Genomic DNA, 19,815 nt, shown 5'->3' with positions numbered 1-19,815 from the left:
AACAGGCAGAATGCACTGGCGATCGCTCGATCGACTCGCTTGCTCGGCGAGCCCGTCAGCCAGTGCCCACAATTTCCATCTTGGTCGGCTGCGGCTCGACATCAAAGTGTGCCGACGCGAGGGCTTTGAGGGAGATCAAAGAGTGTGCCGGCCCGGCAACGCGCGAAGTCGGCATGCGTCGGCCGATTCGAACAGGCGCCCTGCCGACTGAATCGCTCGTGCTTGTCATCGATCCGGCACCTGGTTTTCGAGGTCTGGATGCGCTCTGCCGTCAACGCGATCGTGTCGAAGACGGGCGACAGCGATGGACCGGCGAAACACCCGCGGCGAGCGGCGAAATACACTCGTATTTGACTTCAATCAAGATACCCGTCTCCGGCGCACTCACACTGTATTCAGTATCGCTACGCAAGCATGAGCCCGCCAGGGAAGACATCGATACCAACGCAAGCGACCGATACCGGCTGTTTGGCTGTACCGCGGTTCGACTGGAAGCAAAGAAAGATGAACAAGATGTTTTTCTTGCCAATGTCACTGCTACCGATCGTCATCGCGATCGGCAGCGTCCCGTCGCATGCACGCGCCGAGGACGGGGAGCAACTGGCTCGTCAGGTATGTGCCACTTGCCACGGTGCACAGGGACACAGCGAATCACCCATGTTCCCGCGCCTAAGCGCTCAGACACCGGAATATCTCACTGTGCAGCTCAAGGGCTTCCGCGAGCACACGCGCGGCGAGACGCATGCGCGCGAGTATATGTGGGGTATTGCGTCGCGGCTCGACGATGCGACGATTGCATCGCTTGCCGCCTATTACTCGCATCAGGAACCGGTGCATGGCAAGGCAGGCAACGCCGCGCTGATGGCCAGGGGGAAGGATATTTTCGAGCATGGCGTACCGCACCGGGGGACCCCGGCATGCGCGTCGTGCCATGGCCCGCAGGGCCAGGGTGCCGGCGCGTTCCCGCGGCTTGCCGGACAACACGTGAACTATCTGCTTCGGCAGATCGAGTTCTTCAAGAACGAGACACGTGCCAATTCCCCCGTCATGACAGCCGTTGCTCATACGCTGGATGCCGACGACGCCAATGCGGTCGCCACATGGCTCGAATCGCAGTAGGGTCGTCAGCGCGAAATCCTCCGCACGTCGCGGGCACTGCTGAATCGATCCTCGATTGCGTCCGCAACCCACAGTTGCGGACGCAACCACGATGACAGCTGACACGATCGATCCCGATTCAGCCCGGCTCGTCCCTAGCCACGGTGCATGGAACGTGCCGATATCGATATGGATGACGTAACGTTTCGCTTCGTCCGGCAACACGGCCAGAAAGCAGTCGGCCGGGAACGGGCACGCACGAGGTCGCGCGCGCGATCGCATCCGATACGAAGACACGCCACGATCGGCTCTCGCTTGCTCGCGTGATGTTTCGAATGCGTCAGGGTATCGGCGAACCGGACGGGCCGCCTCGCGGCCCGGACGCTTCCCGCCAAACGGGAATGTTGCGCAGTGTAACGTCCAGCCGCGCCCCGGCGCCGAGCGCTGCCACACGTTGCGGCATTGCGGCGCGCCGCGCTTACGGCAGCGGCGGCGCGTCGCGCAACACGGCTTGCAGCCCCGTCGCGAACGGCGTCGCATGATCGATCCCGAGTGCACGCACGCGCGATGCATCCAGATGGCAGTCGTACGGACGCGGCGTCGCATCGGCCGGCGTGTCGATCCGCGCGAGCGCGGCGTCGATGCCGAGCGCGGCCGCGATCCGTTGCGCGATGTCGTACTTCGTCATCGGTTCCTCACCCGACCAATGACGGATACCCGTGACCGGCGAGCCCGCGAGCTGGCGCAGCGTCAGGTCGCGGATCACGTCCGCCACGTCCGGCGTGTAGGTCGGATAGCGGATCGCCCACGCGTCCATGCCGACCGCATCCGCGCCCGCTCGCGCGGACGCGACGATCGCCGGCACGAGGCTCGTGACGGCCGACTCGCGCCAGTCGACGATCGGGCCGTAGAGCAACGGCAGGCGCAGCACGCAGGCAAGCGGCGACGCGGCGAGCAACGCGGCCTCGCCTTCCAGCTTGGTGCGGCCGTAGATGTTCAGCGGGTTCGGCGTGGCATCTTCACGGTACGGTGCGGCCTTGCCATCGAACACGTAGTCGGTGGAGATGCCGAGCGTCCACGCGCCGTAGTGCGCGGCGAGCGCGCCGATGCGGGCCGGCGCGTCGACGTTGATCGCGCGCGCGGCCGCGGGGTCGCGTTCGCAGACGTCCGGGCGGCGCTCGGCCGCGCAGATGATCACGGCGGCCGGGCGGCGCGTGTCGAACAGACGTTCGAGTGCCGGCTGATCGAGCACGTCGAGTCGGACGACGTTTTCCGGCGGCAATGCGACGCGCCGTGCGCCCGCGGCGTCCGGGTTCCGGATGGTTGCGACGAGCGTCAGCGACGCTGCGCGGGACAACGATGCGGCAACCGCACGGCCGAGCAGGCCGGACGCGCCGATGAGAAGGATGGTCGGGTGCGACACGGTAGCCAACGATGAGAGCGGATGAGGGGCCCCAATCTATACGAGAACCGGCAACCGATGTCGATTTCGCGCGCACCTCGACGACGCGCGGATGATGAAACACGGGCCCGGTGCGCTTCCACGCACCGAGCCCGTCGTGCAGCACGAATTCTCGCGCCGCTTACTTCCGGTCGAACGAATACCGCCCCGGCCCGCTCACCGCGAGCAACAGCAGCCCGCCGATGATGCTGATGTTCTTGTAGAAGTTGATCATCGCGAGGTACTGGTCCATGCCCTGCAGCGCCCAGTAGCGATGCCCGATCAACGCGGTCGCGAGCGTATAGACCGCGAACACCAGCGCGAGCGGACGCGTATAGAAGCCGACCGCGATCAGCGCGCCGCCGACCAGCTCGACCGCCACCGCGATCACCGCCGACAGCTCCGGCGACGGCGCACCCGTCGACGCCATGTACGCGACCGTGCCCGAGAAGCCGTTCAGCTTCTGCCAGCCGAACAGCACGAACAGGATCATCAGCAGCACGCGAGCCGCCAGCAGCAGCTCGTCCTTCTTCGACTCCAGCGAAACGTAACGCATAGCAATCACCTTGATTTGACGGTTTGACGCATTCGGTGCCGACGTCCGCCGCAACGGCGAACTCACTGATCGACAACGAACCCGCCTCGCACGATCGAACCGCGGGCCGGCCGGCCCGCTGCCGAAGAATCCGTCCGGTCGCGCCGTCGTGGCGCACTGCGGAACGGTTCTGGCGAAGCACGGGTGCAGTCTACTGTCTCACCGGAAATCATCAATCCGCCATAACAAGATTGGCTGTCTCGATTTAGTGGACAATTGTCACGTAACAAACGCGTCATAGGCGGCCGGCGGGGGCATCGCACACGAAAGGGCTATCGCGGCTTTCCCTTCCATGCAAAGGCAGCCGGAGATCGGCGGGGGCCCGGCCAGCGCAGCGTCGAAGCCCCCTCGGCCCGCGAATACGCCGGACGGCACGCGCCGGACATGCCGATGGCACCGGCCACGGCATGACCTCAGGTGACGATGGCCTGGCGGATCGAGGCGCCCTGGGCCGCATTCGATACGGCCTCCCATTGCTCCCACTCGGCCAGTCGCGCCGCATAGGCCGCGCGCACGACGGGCATGCCCTCGGTGCCCAGGAACAGACGCAACGGCGGCTTGTCCGTATCGACGACCTGCAGCACGGCCTGCGCCGTGGCCTGCGGTTCGCCGAATTCCATGGCCGCACCCCGCGCGAACGCTTGCTGACGCAGCGCTGCGTAGGCCTCCAGGCCCTCGGAGATCTTCAGGGACGCGGGACTCGCGAAGTCGGTCGCGTACGCACCGGGCTCGATCAGCGTCACTTTGATGCCGAAGTTGGCGACTTCCTGCGCCAGGCTGTCGTGCAGGGCTTCCAGCGCCCACTTGGAGGCGTTGTAGAAGCCGGAAATGGGACCGGCCACGATGCCCGCTACGCTGGAGACGCCCAGGATATGCCCGCTGCGCTGGCTGCGCAGGACTGGCAGCGCAGCCTGGATGACGCGCAGCGCACCGAAGAAGTTCGTCTCGAACTCGGCTTTCACGTCGTCGACCGTGGCTTCTTCGATGGCGGCGACCAACGCGTAGCCGGCGTTGTTCAGCACCACGTCGAGTCGCCCGAAATGCTGGTGCGCCTGCGTGACTGCGTCCGCAACCTGCTGCGCATCGGTCACGTCCAGGGCCAGGGGAAGTACGCGGTCGCCATGGCGCTCCGCAAGCACGTCCAGTGAGCCGGCGTTGCGGGCCGTTGCAGCCACCCTGTCGCCGCGCGCCAGCGCGGCTTCTGCCCAGATGCGCCCGAATCCGCGTGCGGCGCCCGTGATGAACCAGACTTTCGATGTCATATCGCATACCTCCATGTTGGGGAAAAAAGCCGTACGGTCTGTCAGCGCATCTGACTGAGGATGATGCGGTCGAACATGCGGTCGCCCAGCCAGACGCGCATGCGGATCAGCATCTTGGCGAACTTGCCGGCCGCATAGCGCGTGCGCGGCTTGCGACTGGAGACGGCCTTGGAGACCACGTCCGCGATCACGCGCGGATCGCTACCGGTGCCGTGTCCGTAGGTGCTCTTGATCGACTTGGCCACCATCTGCACCAGCCGGCCATACGGGCCGCTGGCCGAGCGCTTGACGATGCTGTCGGTGGCGGCATCACCGAAGCCCGTCTCGATCACGCCGGGTTCGACGATCACGACCTTGATGCCAAACTCGGCCACTTCGAGGCGCAGGCAGTCCGACCAGCCTTCCAGTGCGTGTTTGGTCGCGTGGTACCAGGCCCCCAGGATGCTGTACATCTTGCCGCCCATCGAGGTGATGTTGACGATGTATCCCGAGCGCCTGGCCCGCATGGCCGGCAGCAGGAGTTGCGTGAGCCGCGCGGCGCCGAACAGATTGACCTCGAACTGGTAGCGCGCCTCATCGATGCCGATTTCCTCGACCGGCCCATACAGGCCGAAGCCCGCGTTGTTGACCAGCACGTCCACCCCGCCCGTCCGGGACAGGATGAACTTGACGCCATCGACGATCTCGTCGTCCCTGGAGAGGTCCATGCGCAGAGGCTCGGCGCCGAGTCGCGCCAGGTCGTCCATCTTGTCGACACTGCGTGCAGCGACATAGACCTGATAGCCGTCCTTGATCAGGCGCTGGGCAATGGCCTTGCCCATGCCTGACGATGCGCCGGTGACCAAAGCCGTTTTTCTCTTTCCTGTGGTGGACATGTCGCACCTCGTTTGTTGAGTTGCCGCTAGCTTTTCAGGAAAAGCAGGCCGCTTGCCTCGCGTCATGTGCCAAACGGCTTGCGATCCGCGCCGCCGCACGGGGCGCGATGGTCATCGGCCGGCCCCCTGCACACGGCTGCGCAGTGCCTTGAGCGTCCCGTAGGGCGTGTCCACCACTGTCCGGTTGGCCAGCCAGTCGGGAATGGCGCCGCCGGGGGATGCATGCATCTGATAGGTGACTTTCACACCCTCCGCGTCGGGCACCAGCTTCCACTGACCTTTGGCCTGCGGAATCCGCACCTTGCCCTCGCGCAACGGCAGGTAGTCGGGGACCGCCTCCACGCGCACGGTGACCGCGCCGTCGCCGGCCTTCGTGTAGGTGAAGTGATAGATGCCGTCGCGGTTGGAGACCGGCCAGGGCGCCTTGTTGTCCAGGTAATGGAACTGCTCGGTGTCGGTGGCCTTGAGCAGTTCGGAAGCGGCCACGTCGGGCATCCATTGACGGTAGGCATCGGCGTCACGCAGCACCTTGACGACGTCATCGGGGGTAGCCCGGATCTGCACCTCGCCGCGGAATTCGCGCAGCGGCGATCCGTCGACGTTGCGCACGTAGACCCTGATGCCATCGGCCTGCCTGGCGAGCGACCAGCCGTCCTGCGCGAAGGCCGTCTGGCTGGCCAGCAGCCCAATCAGCAGGGCGGCGGAAAGAAGATTGCGTCGGGCGATCATCGCGAAACCTCATGGAGTGAAGATGCCTTCACCATAGAGGGCCACGCTGCGCAGCGAACTCGCCACGCGCGCCAGAGGGATGGCGATCGGCGCCAGCCTGAACGTGGCTCAGGGCGATTTCGTTCGCGCCTGTGCAACCTGGGCTGCAAGGCCGTGGCGTTGCAAGACCGACCGGATGGCAGGCAATTGCGCGACGGCAGCCTCGTAGCCCAGGTGCCGCGCCGTTTCCCGGCCCTCGGCATCGTCCATGCCCGCGGGCGCGATCGGCGGAGCGATCAGCACGTCGATCGCCAGCATCAAAGGCAGGCCTGCGCGCAGCCGACGCGTTCCCATCTCGCTCAATTCTGCGCGGCGCCCAGCCGGGCCAGCTCGGCAGAAGGTAGGACCACCACGCCCCGGGACGTGGGAACGGTGCGTACCAGCGCCTGGGCAACGGCCTCGGCGTGTACGGGCTTGTAGGCGCCGGGGAGGATCGGCGCGAGCAGTCTGGCGACGGGGATCGCGATGATCTCGCCGTACCGCGTGGCCTGGCCCAGGCCGTCCCGGTAGTCCAGCAGCAGCGAAGGTTGCGCGATGACCAGCGCCGTGAAGGGCATGGCCTTGAGCGCATCTTCCAGTTCGCCCTTGACGCGGGTATAGAACATGGACGACCGGGCATTCGCCCCTGCGGCGCTGACCAGCCCCACGCGCCGCGCGCCCGCCGCCAATGCGGCCTGCGCCACGGCCAGGTTGGCATCGAAGTCCACCGCGCGGAAGGCCGCCTTGCTGCCCGCCACCTTGATCGTGGTGCCCATGGACAGGTACACCTCGTCGACCTGCGCAAGCGCGGGCAAGCGGCCGAAATCCACCTGGTGGACCTGGAGCCTGGGGTCGCGCACAGCCAGCGGGCGGCGGCTCAGCGCATGGACCTCCGAGACCGTCCGGTCGGCCAGCAGGGCCTTCAGCATCAGGCCGCCCACGAGTCCGGTGGCACCTGCCAGCAGCACTTTGCGTTGTTTCTCTTGCAGGGTCATGAGTGTCGTTCTCAGTTCAGGCGCATGGCATTGCGCGCGGTATCCGGCGTCTGCCCGGTCCATTCCAGGAAGGCGCGGTAAAAGGAGTTGGGATCTTCGAAACCGAGCAGGAAGGCGATTTCGCCGGCAGTCATCGTCGTGCTCCCGAGGTAGTGGCGGGCAAGACTTTCCCGGGTGGTGTTCACCAGCGAGCGGAAATTCTCCCCTTCGTCTTCGAGGCGGCGCTGTAGTGTGCGCTTGCTGAGCCCCAGGCGCTCGGCGGCTTTCTCGATGGTGGCCGTGTTGCCGGGCAGCAGTTCCAGCAGCACCGCACGCACGCGCTCGGCCATGGTGGCCGTTGCGTCCAGTTCGCTGAGCCGACGACGCAGTTCGGGCTCGAACACGCGCCACATGCCTTCGTTCACGGTCAGGAACGGGCGCAGGGCATCGGCGGCGCCAAAGGTAATGGCCGGACGCTCGCCACGTTGAACGGGCACGCCGAAGAAGCGCTGGTAGCGCGGCGCACAGCTAGCGGGCGGAAGCTGTGGCAGGGCCACCCGCAATGCCTGCACGGGCTCGCGCGTGGCCAGGCGAGCCAGCCGCAGGAAGAACGCGACCTCGGCGACCTGCAGCGAACAGGGCAACTCGGTCTGCACCGACAACCAGCGCGGCGACACCGTCAGCGATCCGGCCTCGTCCACGTCGACCTCGAGCCTCATGGGCGCCACAAGTTGCTTGTATTTGGCCAGGCGCTGCACCGCCTGCATCAGGTTGGCACTGCACAGGGCGGCGAACAGCGGCGGATCGAATACCTCGGCCGAGACCATCTCGACGAGGCGCAACGGAAACATGGGGTCGTTCGCTTCCAGCTCCAGCGCGCGCCAGAAGCGGAAGTACTCGTCGGTGTCGAGCCCGCGATCTGCGCGATGAAACAGGTCTTCAGGCAGACGCGCCCTGCGCAGCACGTGGTCGGGCTGCACGCCGAAGTCCTTCAGCAGCGTGCGCCATGCGATATCCAGAGAGAAAGTGAGGTTGCGTGCCATGGGTGTGCACCAAAAGTCGATGATGGCCGGACCTGGTCCGGTGTGCGGTAACAGCTTAGCTGTTGAACCACGATCGGATACATGCGATGCGCGCCAAATCGATCGCAGGATGCGACATTCGAGGGCGGCGGCAGTTGCACAAGAGATAGCGGGCGGGCGCAAGGCATGCGAAGAATCCAAACGATTCTTTACGGCATGCTTACTGTCAACCGGCGCGTCGCGATGACCGTTCATACTCGGCAACGCGGCTTTCTCCCGGCGGCCCGTTCATCGTGCGACGGTCGCTGTTCGAATCCATGCCGGTTCTTTTCGGCAAGACCGCGCGACCATTATCGGAGCCATATGGCATTTCGTCCGTCCTTGCGAACAGCAGCCACGCTTTGCGTTCTTTGCGTGGCGATGCTGGGCGCGTGCGCCGCCGTGGCGCAGCACCCTGCCGACGCGACCATTTCATCTCGATCGCACACCGGCACGCAGCTGAAGACCGTGCCCGGCGCCCGGATGGCCGGCGCGCCTTTTGTGCACCCCGGCCTGCTGCATACGGAGCGCGATTTCACGCGCATGCGCGAGAGCGTCGCCGCGCGGCGGCAGCCGTGGTTCGACGGCTGGCAACGCCTGGTTGCCAATCGGCATGCTTCGCTCGACTGGAAGCCGAATCCGCAGCCGGCCATCTATCGCGGCCGAAACCCCGACCACCCGGAAAATTACGCGACGCTCTTCAATGATGCCGCCGCGGCCTACGCGCTGGCACTTCGGTGGAAGATCACCGGCGACGACGCCTACGCGCAACACGCGATAGGAGTCCTGAACGCGTGGTCGCGCACGCTGACGACGATCGGCGGCAGTTCCGACAAGTTCCTGGCTTCCGGTATTTACGGCTACCAGTTGGCGAGCGCGGGCGAAATCCTGCGCACGTCTCTCCTGTGGCGCGCCGACGATTTCCGGCGCTTCCAGTCGATGATGCTCGGCGTGTTCTATCCGATGAACCACGACTTCCTGGTTCGGCACAACGGCGCAAGGATCGACCACTACTGGGCCAACTGGGATCTCGCCAACATGGCGTCCATGCTGGCGATCGGGATCCTGACCGATCGCCACGACATCTACGCCGAAGCGGTCGACTATTTCAGGCATGGCGCCGGCAACGGCTCGATCGAACACGTGGTGTGGAAGTTGTATCCGGACGGGCTGGGTCAGCTGCAGGAAAGCGGGCGCGACCAGGGGCATGCCATGCTCGATATTGCGCTGCTCGGGGCGTTCTGCCAGATGGCCTGGAGCCAGGGAGACGATCTTTACGGATATGACGACAACCGGTTCCTGCGCGCAGCGGAATACGCCGCTCGATACAACCTCGGGAAGGACGTGCCTTACACGCAATACACGAACAGCGACGTCACGCAGCCCGTCATCTCGCCGAATTCGCGCGGCAACGAGCGCCCCGTATGGGCACTCGTCTATAACCACTACGTCGTGCTGAAAGGGCTCTCCGCGCCGGATGTCGAGGCCTTTGCCCGCAAGGTCGCGCCGGAAGGCGGCGGTGGCGACTATGGTCCCAACAGCGGCGGCTTCGATCAACTGGGATATGGCACGTTGACGTATACGCTCGAATGACGGGCAGCTGTGGCGATCAGCGAATCGTGGACGCACGGTTCGCCGCCGAATTTGCCCCACCCCGAGACAGCGAGGTAGATCGCTTCCGGTGCGGACATCTTGCCGGATGCCGCTCGCATCACGGCCGAGCTTCAAGGCAGTCGCCAGGATGGCCGGCCGTCAATCGCGAAGAGCGTTGGCCCAAGACCAGGGCCTCCTCACGCCCGGCGCAGCGGCTCGCCGGATCACATCAAATCGATCGGCAGCGTCTTGTCGAGATTGTCGTGCCAGGCGCGAATGGTTTTCGGCACGGTCTTTTTCCACGCCGGCACGTTCGAGTAGTAGCGCATGCGCACCTTGTCATGGGCATCGAACACGAGCAGGCCGACCCACAACTCTGTGCCCCGGCGCATCACGATCGCGGCGTTCGTCGTCGCGATGCCGCGCACCCAGTACGACTTCACGTCGGCGTTCAGGCCGTCAAGATCCTGCTCGTCCGCGCTGGTGTTGATCGTATCGACGAGCGTCCGATAGTCGGCGCCGAGCAGCGTGTGCGCGATCGCGTTCTGGTGTGCGTCGGCCAGCACCTTCAGCGTCACGAGGTCAGCCGCCTGGCTCGCCTGCGCCTTCGACGCCGTCACGTACTCGCCCGAATACACGACGCCCGCACCGGCGCCGCAATCGGCATCGCCGCCCTGCTGCGCGACCTGGACGCGGCCGCCCTTGCGGCTGAAATCGAGCCGGCATCGATCCTGGCGAAACGTGCCGCGCTCGCCGTGCAGGTCGATATCGCCGCCGAGTCCGCCGGTATTCGCGCCATTGTTGCCGCTCAGTTCGAAATGCAGACGCGGTGCCGTGCCGGTAAACGTCAGCACGCCGCCGAACGACGGGTTGTCGCTGTCGCGATACCACGTCTGTTGCCAGCGGTCGGCCGCAAGCGGCGCGCCGTTCAGGCTCGCGAGCCGCTCGCGATAGCGATCGCCGAGGCACGATGCATCGTTGCCGCAGCGATCGCGCTGCTTGAGCCATTTCAACTGCGCCGCCTTCAGCGCGGCGGTATCGCCGCCTTTCGCGAGCGTCTTCTTCCACGCCGCCGCCAGCTGGCCGTCGAGCGACGACAGCCCGGCGTCCGCGCAGATCGTCTTCTCGGTCGGCGAAGCAGCTTTCGCGCAGTCGAAGCCAGCCGCATGCGCGGCCATCGGCGCGATCGTCAGTATTGCCAACATCATGGCGGCTCGCGGGCTCACGCTCCACGCATGCCGGCCGCGAAGCGCGGCTTGCCCTCGCTCGCCGGCGCGAGCACTCGATCGGTTCTGGGTTGTCATGGCCTGGATCGTCGCTGGTTCGCGGGCCTGTAGAAACGCCATGCCCGCAACGTTCGAGGTAAAAATGCCCGGCGCGGCATGCGGCACTCGCCCCGCCCGCCGAAGCGTAACCCGAACCGGGCGCGCCATCCACACCGATCATGCGCACGATGCCTCGGCCTTGCATGTGCACGCCGTGCTGGCGACACGGGCGAACGCCGGCAGCGCAGGCAGGCGTCAGCCGTCAGCCGTCGAATGGCACCAGTTCGTAACTCGTGCTCCGGCCACCGGACGACGAGCGATGCAGCACACCGCGCGCGACGAGCTGCTCGATATCGCGCAGCGCCGTGTCTTGCGAGCACTTCGCGAGGGCGGCCCACTTGCTGGTCGTCAGCTTCCCTTCGAAACCATCGAGCAGGCGATTCATTACCTTGACCTGACGTTCGTTCATCGCGAGGCCCGCACATCGCTGCCAGAAGCGCGCCTTGATCAGGACCGCATCGAGCGTCGTGTGCGCGTGATCGACGGCCCGGCCCAGCGCATCCAGAAACCACGCGAGCCATGCCGTGACGTCCAGCGAACCGCGCTGCGTGTGCTCCAGCACGTCGTAATACACATTGCGCTCGCGCTGGATTTGCGCCGACAGGCTATAGAAGCGCTGCGGGCTCCGATCAGCGCGCGCCAGAACCAGATCCCCGAGCGCGCGTGCGATACGGCCGTTGCCGTCGTCGAACGGGTGGAGCGTGACGAACCACAGATGGGCCAGGCCGGCCCGGATCAGCAAGGGCTCGACCGGCGTCGCATTGAACCACCGCAGGAAGCGCTCGATCTCGTTCGGCAGGCGCGCGGCAGGCGGCGCTTCGAAATGCACGCGTTGCCGGCCGATCGGCCCGGACACCACCTGCATCGGCCCGCTCGCATCCGTACGCCACGCGCCGACGGTGATCCGCGACATCCCGGAATAGCCGGTCGGAAAAAGCGCCGCATGCCACCCGCGCAGCCGGGCTTCGGTGACCGCCTCCGCCGAACGGGCCGTCGCGTCCAGCACCATGTCGACCACGCCCTCGACATGGCGATCAACCGGCGCCAGCGCCCCAATATCGACACCGAGCCGGCGCGCAATCGAGGATCGGACCGATGCGACGTTCAGGTTGTCGCCCTCGATGGCGCTGGTCTTGACGACATCCTCCGTCAATGCGGCCAGGCTGGCCTCATCGCGCAGTGCGAGGCCGACATCCGCCAGTCTCCCGGCCAGCGCACCTTGCGCACGGCTGACATCGACCAGTGACGTCGCGAGTGCCGGGAGGTCGAAGCGCCAGGCGGGCCAGTCGGACGACTGCCAGATGAAGGTGTAATCTCCGCTCATGATGCGGAGATTATCCCACCGATTCATCGCATGACTCAACAATCCCCGCAAATCCTGCGGAGATTACGCTTCGATTCACCGCACGCGCCGCACGCCCGCGCCTCTACCGCCGCCGGTCCGCGCCGCCGTTCGCCGTCGGCACGGCCTTCCCCAGCCGCTCGGCGAGAAACCCGATGAACGTCCGCAGCGTGACGAACCCTTCCCGGTGCTGCGGAAACACCGCGTTCAGCGTGATCGGCGGCGGCGCGTACGCGTCGAGCACCGGCACGAGCGCGCCGCTGTCGAGCGCCGCGCCGACGATGAAATGCGGCAGCAGCGCGATGCCGAGCCCCGCGATCGCCGCGTCGCGCACGACTTCGCCGTTGTTCGCGACGAGCGGCCCCTGCACGTCGAAGGTGCGCGCCATCCCGTCGACCCGGAATTCCCAGCCGACGCGCCGCTCGCGCCCGTACATCAGGCACGTATGGCCGGCGAGGTCGGCCGGCGTCGCGGGCGCGCCGTGCCGCTTCAGGTAAGCGGGGCTCGCGCACGCGATCATCTGCCACGCGCCGAGCGCTCGCGCGATCAGCGTTGAATCCTCGAGCGTGCCGATCCGCAGCACGAGATCGAAGCCCTCGCCGATCAGGTCGACCCGCCGATCGGTCAGGTCGACGTTCAGCCGCACGGCCGGATGCGCGGACAGGAATTCCGCGATCAGCGGCGACACGTGCGTGATCCCGAACGACAGCGGCGCGCTGATCTTCAGCGAGCCGTGCAGCTCGGTGCTGCGCACCGACATCGCCTGCTCGGCGTCGGCGACCTCGGCGAGGATCCGCTGCGCGCGCGCATAGAACTCCTGCCCCGATTCCGTGACCGCGAGATTGCGCGTGTTGCGATGCAGCAGACGCACGCCGAGCGACGCCTCGAGCGCCATCGTGCGCCGGCTCACGAACTGCTTGGACAGCATCAGCTGGTCGGCCGCCGCCGTGAAGCTGCCGGCATCGACGGTCGCGACGAAGATCCTCAGGTCGTTGAGTTCCATATTGTCCACTCCATAGCGACAGTCATTATCTCCACGGCCATTTATTTGTCAAATAGATTGACCTAAGATTCATCTCAACGAACGGCCGGGCCCACTTCCGAGGTCCGGCGACATCCAGGAAAAATCATGATCGAGACTCGTGCAGCAAACCAACGTGGCCGTGCCGAGCATGGCTGGCTCAGCTCCCGTCACACGTTTTCTTTCGCGAACTACTACGATCCCAAGCAAGTCGGCTTCTCCGACCTGCTGGTGATCAACGACGACCGCGTCGCGCCGGGCCGCGGCTTCGGCACGCACCCGCACCGCGACATGGAAATCCTGTCGTACGTGCTCGACGGTGCGCTGGAGCACAAGGATTCGATGGGCACCGGGTCGGTGATCGTGCCGGGCGACGTCCAGTTGATGAGCGCGGGTACCGGCGTGCGTCACAGCGAGTTCAACCACTCGCACGAGACGCCCGTCCACTTCCTGCAGATCTGGGTCGGACCGGCCGAGAAGGGTGCCGAGCCGCGCTATCAGCAGACGAACATCGCGGAAGCCGACAAGCGCGGCAAGCTCACGCCGATCGTGTCGCCCGACGGCAACGGCGGTTCGCTGAAGATCCGTCAGGACACGCGGATCTACGCGGGCCTGTTCGACGGCGACGAGCGCGCCACGCTCGAACTGGCACCGGGCCGCTTCGCCTACGTGCATGTCGCACGCGGCAGCGTGACGGTCAATGGCGTGACGCTCGGCGAAGGCGACGGCGCGCGCATCCGCGACGAACAGGCGCTGACGTTCGCCGACGGCAAGGATGCCGAAGTGCTGGTATTCGACCTGCGTCCGGTCGAAGTGACGGCCGAGTGGGCATGACGCCTGCTTGGAACCTCGGGCCCCGCTGAAGGCGGGGCCTTCTTAATCGGAGATTCGCAACATGGCCAAGGTACTCGTTCTTTACTACTCGTCCTACGGGCACGTCGAAACGATGGCGCAGCACGTCGCGGAAGGCGCGCAATCGGTGCCCGGCGTCGAGGTCACGCTCAAGCGCGTGCCGGAAACCATTCCCGCCGACCAGGCGAAGGCGATCGGCGTCAAGGTCGACCAGGCCGCCCCCGTCGCCACCGTGGACGAACTCGCGGGCTACGACGCGATCATCTTCGGCACGCCGACCCGCTTCGGCAACATGGCCGGCCAGATGCGCACGTTCCTCGACCAGACCGGCGGCCTGTGGATGAAGGGCGCGCTCGTCGGCAAGATCGGCAGCGTGTTCGCGTCGACCGGCACGCAGCACGGCGGCCAGGAAACTACCATCACGTCGTTCCACACGACGCTGCTGCACCACGGGATGGTGATCGTCGGCGTGCCCTATGCGTGCAGCGGGCTCGTCAACATGAACGAGATCACGGGCGGCACGCCGTACGGCGCGACCACGCTCGCGGGCGCGGACGGCAGCCGCCAGCCGAGCGCGAACGAACTCGACATCGCGCGCTACCAGGGCAAGCACGTCGCGGAACTCGCCGCGAAGCTCGCGTCGTAACGCGAACGAATGCCGCGCGTGCCGGGAAGCCCCGGGGCCGCGGCGCGTGGCGCTTGCGCGGCACACACACGAGCGAACGGCGCCGGTCGAACCCGGCGCCGTTTTTCATTGAACCAACGTCGGCCCTTGCCGGCCGCCTGCGGCCGTTTGCGGCCGTTACTGGCCCGATGCAGGCGCGGCCGGCGCCGGCGCCGCCTTCGTCGCGGGCGCCTTCTCCACCGCGTTCTGCGGATAGTTGCTCTGGTCGTTGGTGAGCCGGTAGCCGGTGCCCGTGCCGATCGCCTTCAGGTCCTTCGCGTGGCGCGCGCGCGCTGCCTTGCGGGCAGCTTTCTTCTGCGCCTTGTCGAGTTGCTTCTGCGTCGGTGCGGATGCCGGATTCTCAATGGGCGCGGACGCCGGATCCTGCGCATATGCCGCCGGCGCCGCGGTCAACAGCAGACCGAACGACGCCGTTACTGCCACTGCCACCGAAACCACGCGAGACTTCGTCATGACCGGTTCTCCTTGTCGATTGTTGGATGTGGGTCGAACGCCGGCCCGCACGCGACGGACGTCGGCGTGCCGCCACGGCGCCGATGCAACGTTAGCCGATCGCTGCACAAATGTCCGTGCCGGTTCCTGAATTCTCCCGATAACGGCCACGATACATCCGCGGCAGGCGCCCGGCGGGCCGGCGCGGGGGGCTCGGCCATCAGGGAAACCGATAGCATCGCGCGCCGCCGCTGCCCTGCGCCGCTCAGATCCAGCGCGACAGCACCGGCAGCAGGATCGGCACGACGAATGCGGTCAGCACGCCGTTCAGCCCCATCCCGAGGCCCGCGAACGCGCCGGCCTCCTCGCTGACCTGGAACGCGCGCGCGGTGCCGATCCCGTGCGACGCGACGCCGAGCGCGAAACCGCGCACGGCCGGCTCCTCGATGCGCAGCGCGTTCAGGATCGCGCGGGCGCACACGGCGCCGAAGATGCCGGTCGAGATCACCAGCACGGCGGTCAGCGACGGAATTCCGCCGATTTCCTGCGCGACGGCCATCGCGATCGGCGTGGTCGCGGATTTCGGTGCGAGCGACGCGATCGTCTGGTGCGACGCGCCGAACAGCGCGGCGATGCCGACCGCCGACACGATCGCGGTCAGCGAGCCCGCCAGCAGCCCGACGAGCAGCGGCACCGCGGCGCGCCGCAGCTTCGACCACTGGCGGTACAGCGGCAGCGCCAGCGCGACGGTCGCCGGGCCGAGCAGGAAGTGGACGAACTGCGCGCCCTCGAAATACGTCGGATACGGCGTGTGCGTGATCGTCAGCAGCACGACGATCAGCGCGACCGCGATCAGCACCGGGTTCGCGAGCGGGTTGAAGCGCGTCCGCGCATAGACGGCCTGCGCAATCAGGTACGCGATCAGCGTGATCGTCAGGCCGAGCAGCGGGGTCGCGGCGAGGTAGACCCAGATCGCGCCGAGCTTCGGGAAGGCCGTCATTGCGTGCCCTCCGCCGCGCCGTCCGCGCGCCGCTGGCGCCGCAGCAACGCGCGCGTGACGAGCGCCGTCACGGCGATCGCGAGCGACGTGCTCACCGCCAGCGCGACGACGACCGCCAGCGCATCGCCGCGCACGCGGTCGGCCGACACCATGATGCCGACGCCGGCCGGCACGAACAGCAGCGACAGATGGCGCAGCAGCTCGAGCGCGGTGGGCTCGATCGCGTCGGCCACCCGCGGGCGCAGCATCACGAAACCGAACAGCAGCAGCATGCCGATCACGGGGCCCGGCACCGGCAGGCCGAACAGGTAGGACACCCCTTCCCCGAGACACTGGAAGGTCAGCAAGACCGCGAACGCCTGCAGCATGAACCGCTTCTCCCGAACGTGGCCGCGTGACCGTGCAGCCGATGGGCCGGCGGCATGCGACGCCGGCGTGGACGATACGCGCGATCGTACCAACAATGCGCGCGGCGGGCACCGCGGGCCAACACGCGCTCGGGATCGGCATCGGGCCGCTTCGATCCGGCCGCCGGGGTCGCGTTTCGACGGCCCTGCCGCCCCGCTCCCCATGCGAAAGCGGCGGACCTAAGCCCGCCGCTTCGCCGTTCGCATTCGAACCCGTTCGAATGCCGCCCGCAGCCCTACTTCAGGCGCGTCGCGATTTCGTTGGCCATCGCCTTCATCGCCGCCTTGGTCGGCGCATCCTCGGCCAGCGCGTTCAGCAAACCGAAGTCGTGAATCGTGCCGTCGTAACGCGTGGTCGTCGCATCGACGCCGGCTGCGTCGAGCTTGCGGCCGTACGCTTCGCCTTCGTCGCGCAGCACGTCGAACTGCGCGACCTGGATCAGCGCGGGCGGCAATCCCTTCAACTGCGCGGTGCTCGCACGCAGCGGCGACGCGTAGATCTCGTTGCGTTGCGCTTCGTTCTTCGTATAGGCGTCCCAGAACCACTTCATCATCGGCCGGGTCAGGAAGTGCCCCTGCTGATACGCGTTGTACGAACCGGTATTGAAGTCGTGGTCCGTCACGGGCCACAACAGGCCCTGGAAGCGGATCGCCGGGCCGCCCTTGTCCTTCGCCATCAGCGCGACGACGGCCGCCATGTTCCCGCCGACGCTGTTGCCGACCACCGCGAGGCGGCTGCCGTCGACGCCGATTTCCGCGCCATGCGCGGCGACCCACTTCGTCGCCGCATACGCCTGGTTGATCGCGACCGGGTAATGCGCTTCCGGCGACGGCGTGTAGTTCACGAACACCGCGACGGCGCCCGATTGCACCACCAGATCGCGCACCAGGCGCTCATGCGTCGGGAAGTCGCCGAGAATCCAGCCGCCTCCATGGAAGAACATGAACACCGGCGGCGTGCCCGCCACTCCTTGCGGACGCACGATCGTGATCGGCACCGACAGGCCGTCCTGCTCGATCGTGCGGTTCGATACGTCGATGCCGGACAGGTCGACCTTCGCGCCGCGCTGGGCGTCGACCAGCACCTGACGCGCCTTCGCGGGGCTCAGCGTTTCGAGGCCCGGCCCCTTCTGGCCGTTCAGCACGGCGAGCAACCCGCTGGTCGCCGTATCGGGACGGACGCCGTCGCTGCCGGCGGCAAAGGCGGCGGGGGCGCTGAACAACGCGGCCGCAACGGCAGCGGCGATCAGCAGCGGCTTGACGATCTTCATGATGAGACTCCTTGGCTCAACCGGTGTATGCAATGAATGACGACGGATTACTTCGTAGTACGTGCGATCAGACGAGCGTCAGCGTGACGTCGATGTTGCCGCGCGTCGCGTTCGAGTACGGGCAGACGATGTGCGCGCGGTCGATCAGCGTTTGCGCGGTTTCACGGTCGAGGCCCGGCAGCGAGATCTTCAGTTCGACTTCGATGCCGAAGCCGTTCGGGATCGCGCCGATGCCGACGCTGCCTTCGATCGCGGCGTCCGCGGGGATCGCGATCTTGTCGCGGGCCGCGACGAACTTCATCGCACCGATGAAGCACGCGCTGTAGCCGGCCGCGAAAAGTTGCTCGGGGTTCGCGCCGGCGCCGCCCGCACCGCCGAGTTCGCGCGGCGTGGTCAGCTTCAGGTCGAGACCGCTTTCGGGCACCGTGGCACGGCCGTCACGGCCGCCGGTGGCTTTTGCATGAGCGCGGTACAGCACTTTTTCGATCGACATGACAGACTCCTTTTCAATGATGAGTGAGTGAAACAGCCTTCCAACCGGGATCGCGCGCCGACGGCCTGGCCGCCGGCATCACGTTTGTTTATCTACTCATAGATAGATACATATCCCCAAAAAATGCGGATGATCGAATCCATCCGCCCGATTATCTATCTACTACGAGATAGACAACTAACCCCAACAAAAGGCGGCGAACCGCCTGACTGCCTGCCCCGTCCGTCAGGACCGGGTTTTCCAGACGGCCTCGACATCCTCGAGACGCGCCCGCGTATGAAACAGCCGACTGGCCAGCACGCTGCCCTGGAACGCCGCGTACAACGTGCGCGCCGCCGTTTCCGGCGTGCCGCTGAACTGCAGCGTGCGCTCCTTCGCGCCCTGCGCCAGCAACTCGGCGAGCCAGTTCTCGTTGGCCTTGAAAAAGGCCTGAACCGCCTGCCGCACGCGCTCCGGCAACGATTCGATGTCCGCCGCGAGCATGCCGCACAGACAGATCTGATTGCCGTCGCCGAGCGTTCTGCCGAACAGCTTCGTGTAGAGGCTCAGCTTGACGTCGGCCGGCAATGCCGGATCGATCGCACGCATCGCCGCAAGCACTTCGTCGCTGTACGCCGCCACCGCTTCCAGAACGAGATCGTCTTTCGACGGGAAGTAGTAGTGGATGCTCGACGTCTTCACGCCAACCAGATCGGACAGGTCTCGATAGCTGAAGCCGTTGTAACCGCGCAGCATCATCAGCGTGATCGCGTGGTCGAGAATCTGTTCGCGGACGGTCGTCTTCGTTTCCATGGATCGAACTTTATCTACTCATAGATAGATAGTCAAGACTTTTTTGTGGGGCGCGATGAAAGGCCCGGCGGATCCCGGGTGCCGGCTCGCGTGGCGCCGTGCCGCCGCGATTGCTTACAACCGTCCTGCGGCGCGGGCGAACTAATGCGACAACTTGGGACGCGTAATCCGGGCAGAGGCCGAACGCGGCCTGCTCGCGACGATTCAGACGACCGTCAGTGACGGCGCGCTGATGCGCGCCGGTCGAGTATTCGAAGCCGGACGGCAAGCTGACGTTGGACCGGCTGTCGTCGGTGTTCGTCTCGAACGCGAACCACGAGGAAATCGCGATCAACGCGCGCAACAGCGTGCGGGTCACGCCAGAGCGCGGCGGCGGGCGGAACTCCCCGGACAGGCGACGACGCGTGGGCAACGAACGTTTCGAACGATCCGCCCATGCTCGGGTCGCGGCGCACCACTCACCGGACACCATCCCTTCGTTCCATTTTCTTCGTCAACCTAACGAAGCGCGCCCCGCTTCGCCTGCGCGATTTCCGCACATGCGCGCCC

At 66.3% G+C, this 19,815-nt stretch carries 22 protein-coding genes; 4 read left to right on the top strand and 18 right to left on the bottom strand.

Features of this window, described 5'->3' with window-relative positions; all coding sequences use genetic code 11:
* Positions 1–504 precede the first annotated feature (504 nt).
* On the top strand, positions 505–1,119 hold the full coding sequence (locus tag U4Z64_RS19210) for a c-type cytochrome (protein WP_321810418.1): 615 nt from the start codon (positions 505–507) through the stop codon (positions 1,117–1,119).
* Positions 1,120–1,576: 457 nt separating this feature from the next.
* On the opposite strand, the gene U4Z64_RS19205 is transcribed toward U4Z64_RS19210, so the two are convergent.
* From U4Z64_RS19205 to U4Z64_RS19170, 8 genes are all read right to left on the bottom strand, one after another.
* Positions 1,577–2,521 (bottom strand): SDR family oxidoreductase, encoded by a 945-nt coding sequence (locus U4Z64_RS19205; RefSeq protein WP_321820671.1) that lies wholly within the window; start codon positions 2,519–2,521, stop codon positions 1,577–1,579.
* A gap of 160 nt (positions 2,522–2,681) precedes the next feature.
* Positions 2,682–3,095 (bottom strand): DoxX family protein, encoded by a 414-nt coding sequence (locus tag U4Z64_RS19200; RefSeq protein WP_044847690.1) that lies wholly within the window; start codon positions 3,093–3,095, stop codon positions 2,682–2,684.
* 452 nt (positions 3,096–3,547) lie between these two features.
* On the bottom strand, positions 3,548–4,396 hold the full coding sequence (locus U4Z64_RS19195) for an SDR family NAD(P)-dependent oxidoreductase (protein ID WP_321820670.1): 849 nt from the start codon (positions 4,394–4,396) through the stop codon (positions 3,548–3,550).
* A gap of 41 nt (positions 4,397–4,437) precedes the next feature.
* A complete protein-coding gene (locus U4Z64_RS19190) occupies positions 4,438–5,271 on the bottom strand; it encodes an oxidoreductase (RefSeq protein ID WP_321820669.1) in 834 nt (277 codons plus the stop codon).
* Between the two features lie 111 nt (positions 5,272–5,382).
* The gene (locus U4Z64_RS19185; protein ID WP_321820668.1) at positions 5,383–6,000 is read right to left on the bottom strand and encodes an START domain-containing protein; all 618 of its coding nucleotides are present in this window, start codon (positions 5,998–6,000) and stop codon (positions 5,383–5,385) included.
* A 108-nt stretch (positions 6,001–6,108) separates the two neighbouring features.
* Positions 6,109–6,297: a hypothetical protein gene (locus tag U4Z64_RS19180; RefSeq protein WP_321820667.1), complete on the bottom strand. Its 189-nt coding sequence runs from the start codon at positions 6,295–6,297 to the stop codon at positions 6,109–6,111.
* A 41-nt stretch (positions 6,298–6,338) separates the two neighbouring features.
* Complete coding sequence (locus U4Z64_RS19175) at positions 6,339–7,013, bottom strand: NAD(P)H-binding protein (protein WP_321820666.1); 675 nt, start codon at positions 7,011–7,013, stop codon at positions 6,339–6,341.
* 11 nt (positions 7,014–7,024) lie between these two features.
* Positions 7,025–8,035, bottom strand: a complete 1,011-nt coding sequence (locus U4Z64_RS19170; protein ID WP_044847696.1) for an AraC family transcriptional regulator — start codon at positions 8,033–8,035, stop codon at positions 7,025–7,027.
* 165 nt (positions 8,036–8,200) lie between these two features.
* Here U4Z64_RS19170 and U4Z64_RS19165 point away from each other — a divergent pair, with 165 nt between their 5' ends.
* Positions 8,201–9,646 carry an alginate lyase family protein gene (locus U4Z64_RS19165; protein WP_321820665.1) on the top strand — a complete coding sequence of 482 codons (1,446 nt, stop codon included), beginning with the start codon at positions 8,201–8,203 and terminating at the stop codon, positions 9,644–9,646.
* A 224-nt stretch (positions 9,647–9,870) separates the two neighbouring features.
* On the opposite strand, the gene U4Z64_RS19160 is transcribed toward U4Z64_RS19165, so the two are convergent.
* The 3 genes from U4Z64_RS19160 to U4Z64_RS19150 all read right to left on the bottom strand — a co-directional run bounded on the left by U4Z64_RS19160 (position 9,871) and on the right by U4Z64_RS19150 (position 13,316).
* The gene (locus tag U4Z64_RS19160) at positions 9,871–10,854 is read right to left on the bottom strand and encodes a lysozyme inhibitor LprI family protein (RefSeq protein WP_321820664.1); all 984 of its coding nucleotides are present in this window, start codon (positions 10,852–10,854) and stop codon (positions 9,871–9,873) included.
* A gap of 319 nt (positions 10,855–11,173) precedes the next feature.
* Complete coding sequence (locus U4Z64_RS19155) at positions 11,174–12,295, bottom strand: Fic family protein (protein ID WP_321820663.1); 1,122 nt, start codon at positions 12,293–12,295, stop codon at positions 11,174–11,176.
* A 103-nt stretch (positions 12,296–12,398) separates the two neighbouring features.
* Positions 12,399–13,316: a LysR family transcriptional regulator gene (locus U4Z64_RS19150; protein ID WP_321820662.1), complete on the bottom strand. Its 918-nt coding sequence runs from the start codon at positions 13,314–13,316 to the stop codon at positions 12,399–12,401.
* Between the two features lie 126 nt (positions 13,317–13,442).
* Between U4Z64_RS19150 and U4Z64_RS19145 the strand changes: the two genes are divergently transcribed.
* Complete coding sequence (locus U4Z64_RS19145; RefSeq protein ID WP_321820661.1) at positions 13,443–14,168, top strand: pirin family protein; 726 nt, start codon at positions 13,443–13,445, stop codon at positions 14,166–14,168.
* A 61-nt stretch (positions 14,169–14,229) separates the two neighbouring features.
* Complete coding sequence (wrbA, locus tag U4Z64_RS19140) at positions 14,230–14,832, top strand: NAD(P)H:quinone oxidoreductase (protein WP_044847700.1); 603 nt, start codon at positions 14,230–14,232, stop codon at positions 14,830–14,832.
* A gap of 156 nt (positions 14,833–14,988) precedes the next feature.
* On the opposite strand, the gene U4Z64_RS19135 is transcribed toward wrbA, so the two are convergent.
* From U4Z64_RS19135 to U4Z64_RS19105, 7 genes are all read right to left on the bottom strand, one after another.
* Complete coding sequence (locus U4Z64_RS19135; protein WP_044847701.1) at positions 14,989–15,324, bottom strand: hypothetical protein; 336 nt, start codon at positions 15,322–15,324, stop codon at positions 14,989–14,991.
* A gap of 244 nt (positions 15,325–15,568) precedes the next feature.
* Positions 15,569–16,303, bottom strand: a complete 735-nt coding sequence (locus tag U4Z64_RS19130; RefSeq protein WP_321820660.1) for an LrgB family protein — start codon at positions 16,301–16,303, stop codon at positions 15,569–15,571.
* Complete coding sequence (locus tag U4Z64_RS19125; RefSeq protein WP_044847703.1) at positions 16,300–16,671, bottom strand: CidA/LrgA family protein; 372 nt, start codon at positions 16,669–16,671, stop codon at positions 16,300–16,302. The genes U4Z64_RS19130 and U4Z64_RS19125 overlap by 4 nt, the downstream gene beginning before the upstream one ends.
* A 275-nt stretch (positions 16,672–16,946) precedes the next feature.
* Positions 16,947–17,981, bottom strand: coding sequence for an alpha/beta hydrolase (locus U4Z64_RS19120; protein ID WP_321820659.1), 1,035 nt, complete (start codon positions 17,979–17,981; stop codon positions 16,947–16,949).
* Positions 17,982–18,048: 67 nt separating this feature from the next.
* Positions 18,049–18,474, bottom strand: coding sequence for an organic hydroperoxide resistance protein (locus U4Z64_RS19115; protein WP_011880657.1), 426 nt, complete (start codon positions 18,472–18,474; stop codon positions 18,049–18,051).
* A gap of 225 nt (positions 18,475–18,699) precedes the next feature.
* Entirely contained in the window at positions 18,700–19,266 is a 567-nt protein-coding gene (locus U4Z64_RS19110; RefSeq protein ID WP_124488085.1) for a TetR/AcrR family transcriptional regulator, read from the bottom strand.
* Between the two features lie 10 nt (positions 19,267–19,276).
* Positions 19,277–19,624: a hypothetical protein gene (locus tag U4Z64_RS19105; RefSeq protein ID WP_321820658.1), complete on the bottom strand. Its 348-nt coding sequence runs from the start codon at positions 19,622–19,624 to the stop codon at positions 19,277–19,279.
* Between the last annotated feature and the right edge of the window lie 191 nt (positions 19,625–19,815).

The sequence above is a fragment of the Burkholderia sp. BCC1996 genome (assembly GCF_905339955.1).
Lineage (GTDB): Bacteria > Pseudomonadota > Gammaproteobacteria > Burkholderiales > Burkholderiaceae > Burkholderia.
Note: the sequence above shows the minus strand (reverse complement) of the source record. Positions and strands in the feature narration are given on the sequence as shown.

Coding starts and splice junctions, on each gene's coding strand:
- U4Z64_RS19210 (WP_321810418.1), top strand. CDS start 505: ATGAACAAGATGTTTTTCTTGCCAATGTCACTGCTACCGATCGTCATC.
- U4Z64_RS19200 (WP_044847690.1), bottom strand. CDS start 3,095: ATGCGTTACGTTTCGCTGGAGTCGAAGAAGGACGAGCTGCTGCTGGCG.
- U4Z64_RS19195 (WP_321820670.1), bottom strand. CDS start 4,396: ATGACATCGAAAGTCTGGTTCATCACGGGCGCCGCACGCGGATTCGGG.
- U4Z64_RS19190 (WP_321820669.1), bottom strand. CDS start 5,271: ATGTCCACCACAGGAAAGAGAAAAACGGCTTTGGTCACCGGCGCATCG.
- U4Z64_RS19185 (WP_321820668.1), bottom strand. CDS start 6,000: ATGATCGCCCGACGCAATCTTCTTTCCGCCGCCCTGCTGATTGGGCTG.
- U4Z64_RS19180 (WP_321820667.1), bottom strand. CDS start 6,297: ATGCTGGCGATCGACGTGCTGATCGCTCCGCCGATCGCGCCCGCGGGC.
- U4Z64_RS19175 (WP_321820666.1), bottom strand. CDS start 7,013: ATGACCCTGCAAGAGAAACAACGCAAAGTGCTGCTGGCAGGTGCCACC.
- U4Z64_RS19170 (WP_044847696.1), bottom strand. CDS start 8,035: ATGGCACGCAACCTCACTTTCTCTCTGGATATCGCATGGCGCACGCTG.
- U4Z64_RS19165 (WP_321820665.1), top strand. CDS start 8,201: ATGCGAAGAATCCAAACGATTCTTTACGGCATGCTTACTGTCAACCGG.
- U4Z64_RS19160 (WP_321820664.1), bottom strand. CDS start 10,854: ATGATGTTGGCAATACTGACGATCGCGCCGATGGCCGCGCATGCGGCT.
- U4Z64_RS19155 (WP_321820663.1), bottom strand. CDS start 12,295: ATGAGCGGAGATTACACCTTCATCTGGCAGTCGTCCGACTGGCCCGCC.
- U4Z64_RS19150 (WP_321820662.1), bottom strand. CDS start 13,316: ATGGAACTCAACGACCTGAGGATCTTCGTCGCGACCGTCGATGCCGGC.
- U4Z64_RS19145 (WP_321820661.1), top strand. CDS start 13,443: ATGATCGAGACTCGTGCAGCAAACCAACGTGGCCGTGCCGAGCATGGC.
- wrbA (WP_044847700.1), top strand. CDS start 14,230: ATGGCCAAGGTACTCGTTCTTTACTACTCGTCCTACGGGCACGTCGAA.
- U4Z64_RS19135 (WP_044847701.1), bottom strand. CDS start 15,324: ATGACGAAGTCTCGCGTGGTTTCGGTGGCAGTGGCAGTAACGGCGTCG.
- U4Z64_RS19130 (WP_321820660.1), bottom strand. CDS start 16,303: ATGACGGCCTTCCCGAAGCTCGGCGCGATCTGGGTCTACCTCGCCGCG.
- U4Z64_RS19125 (WP_044847703.1), bottom strand. CDS start 16,671: ATGCTGCAGGCGTTCGCGGTCTTGCTGACCTTCCAGTGTCTCGGGGAA.
- U4Z64_RS19120 (WP_321820659.1), bottom strand. CDS start 17,981: ATGAAGATCGTCAAGCCGCTGCTGATCGCCGCTGCCGTTGCGGCCGCG.
- U4Z64_RS19115 (WP_011880657.1), bottom strand. CDS start 18,474: ATGTCGATCGAAAAAGTGCTGTACCGCGCTCATGCAAAAGCCACCGGC.
- U4Z64_RS19110 (WP_124488085.1), bottom strand. CDS start 19,266: ATGGAAACGAAGACGACCGTCCGCGAACAGATTCTCGACCACGCGATC.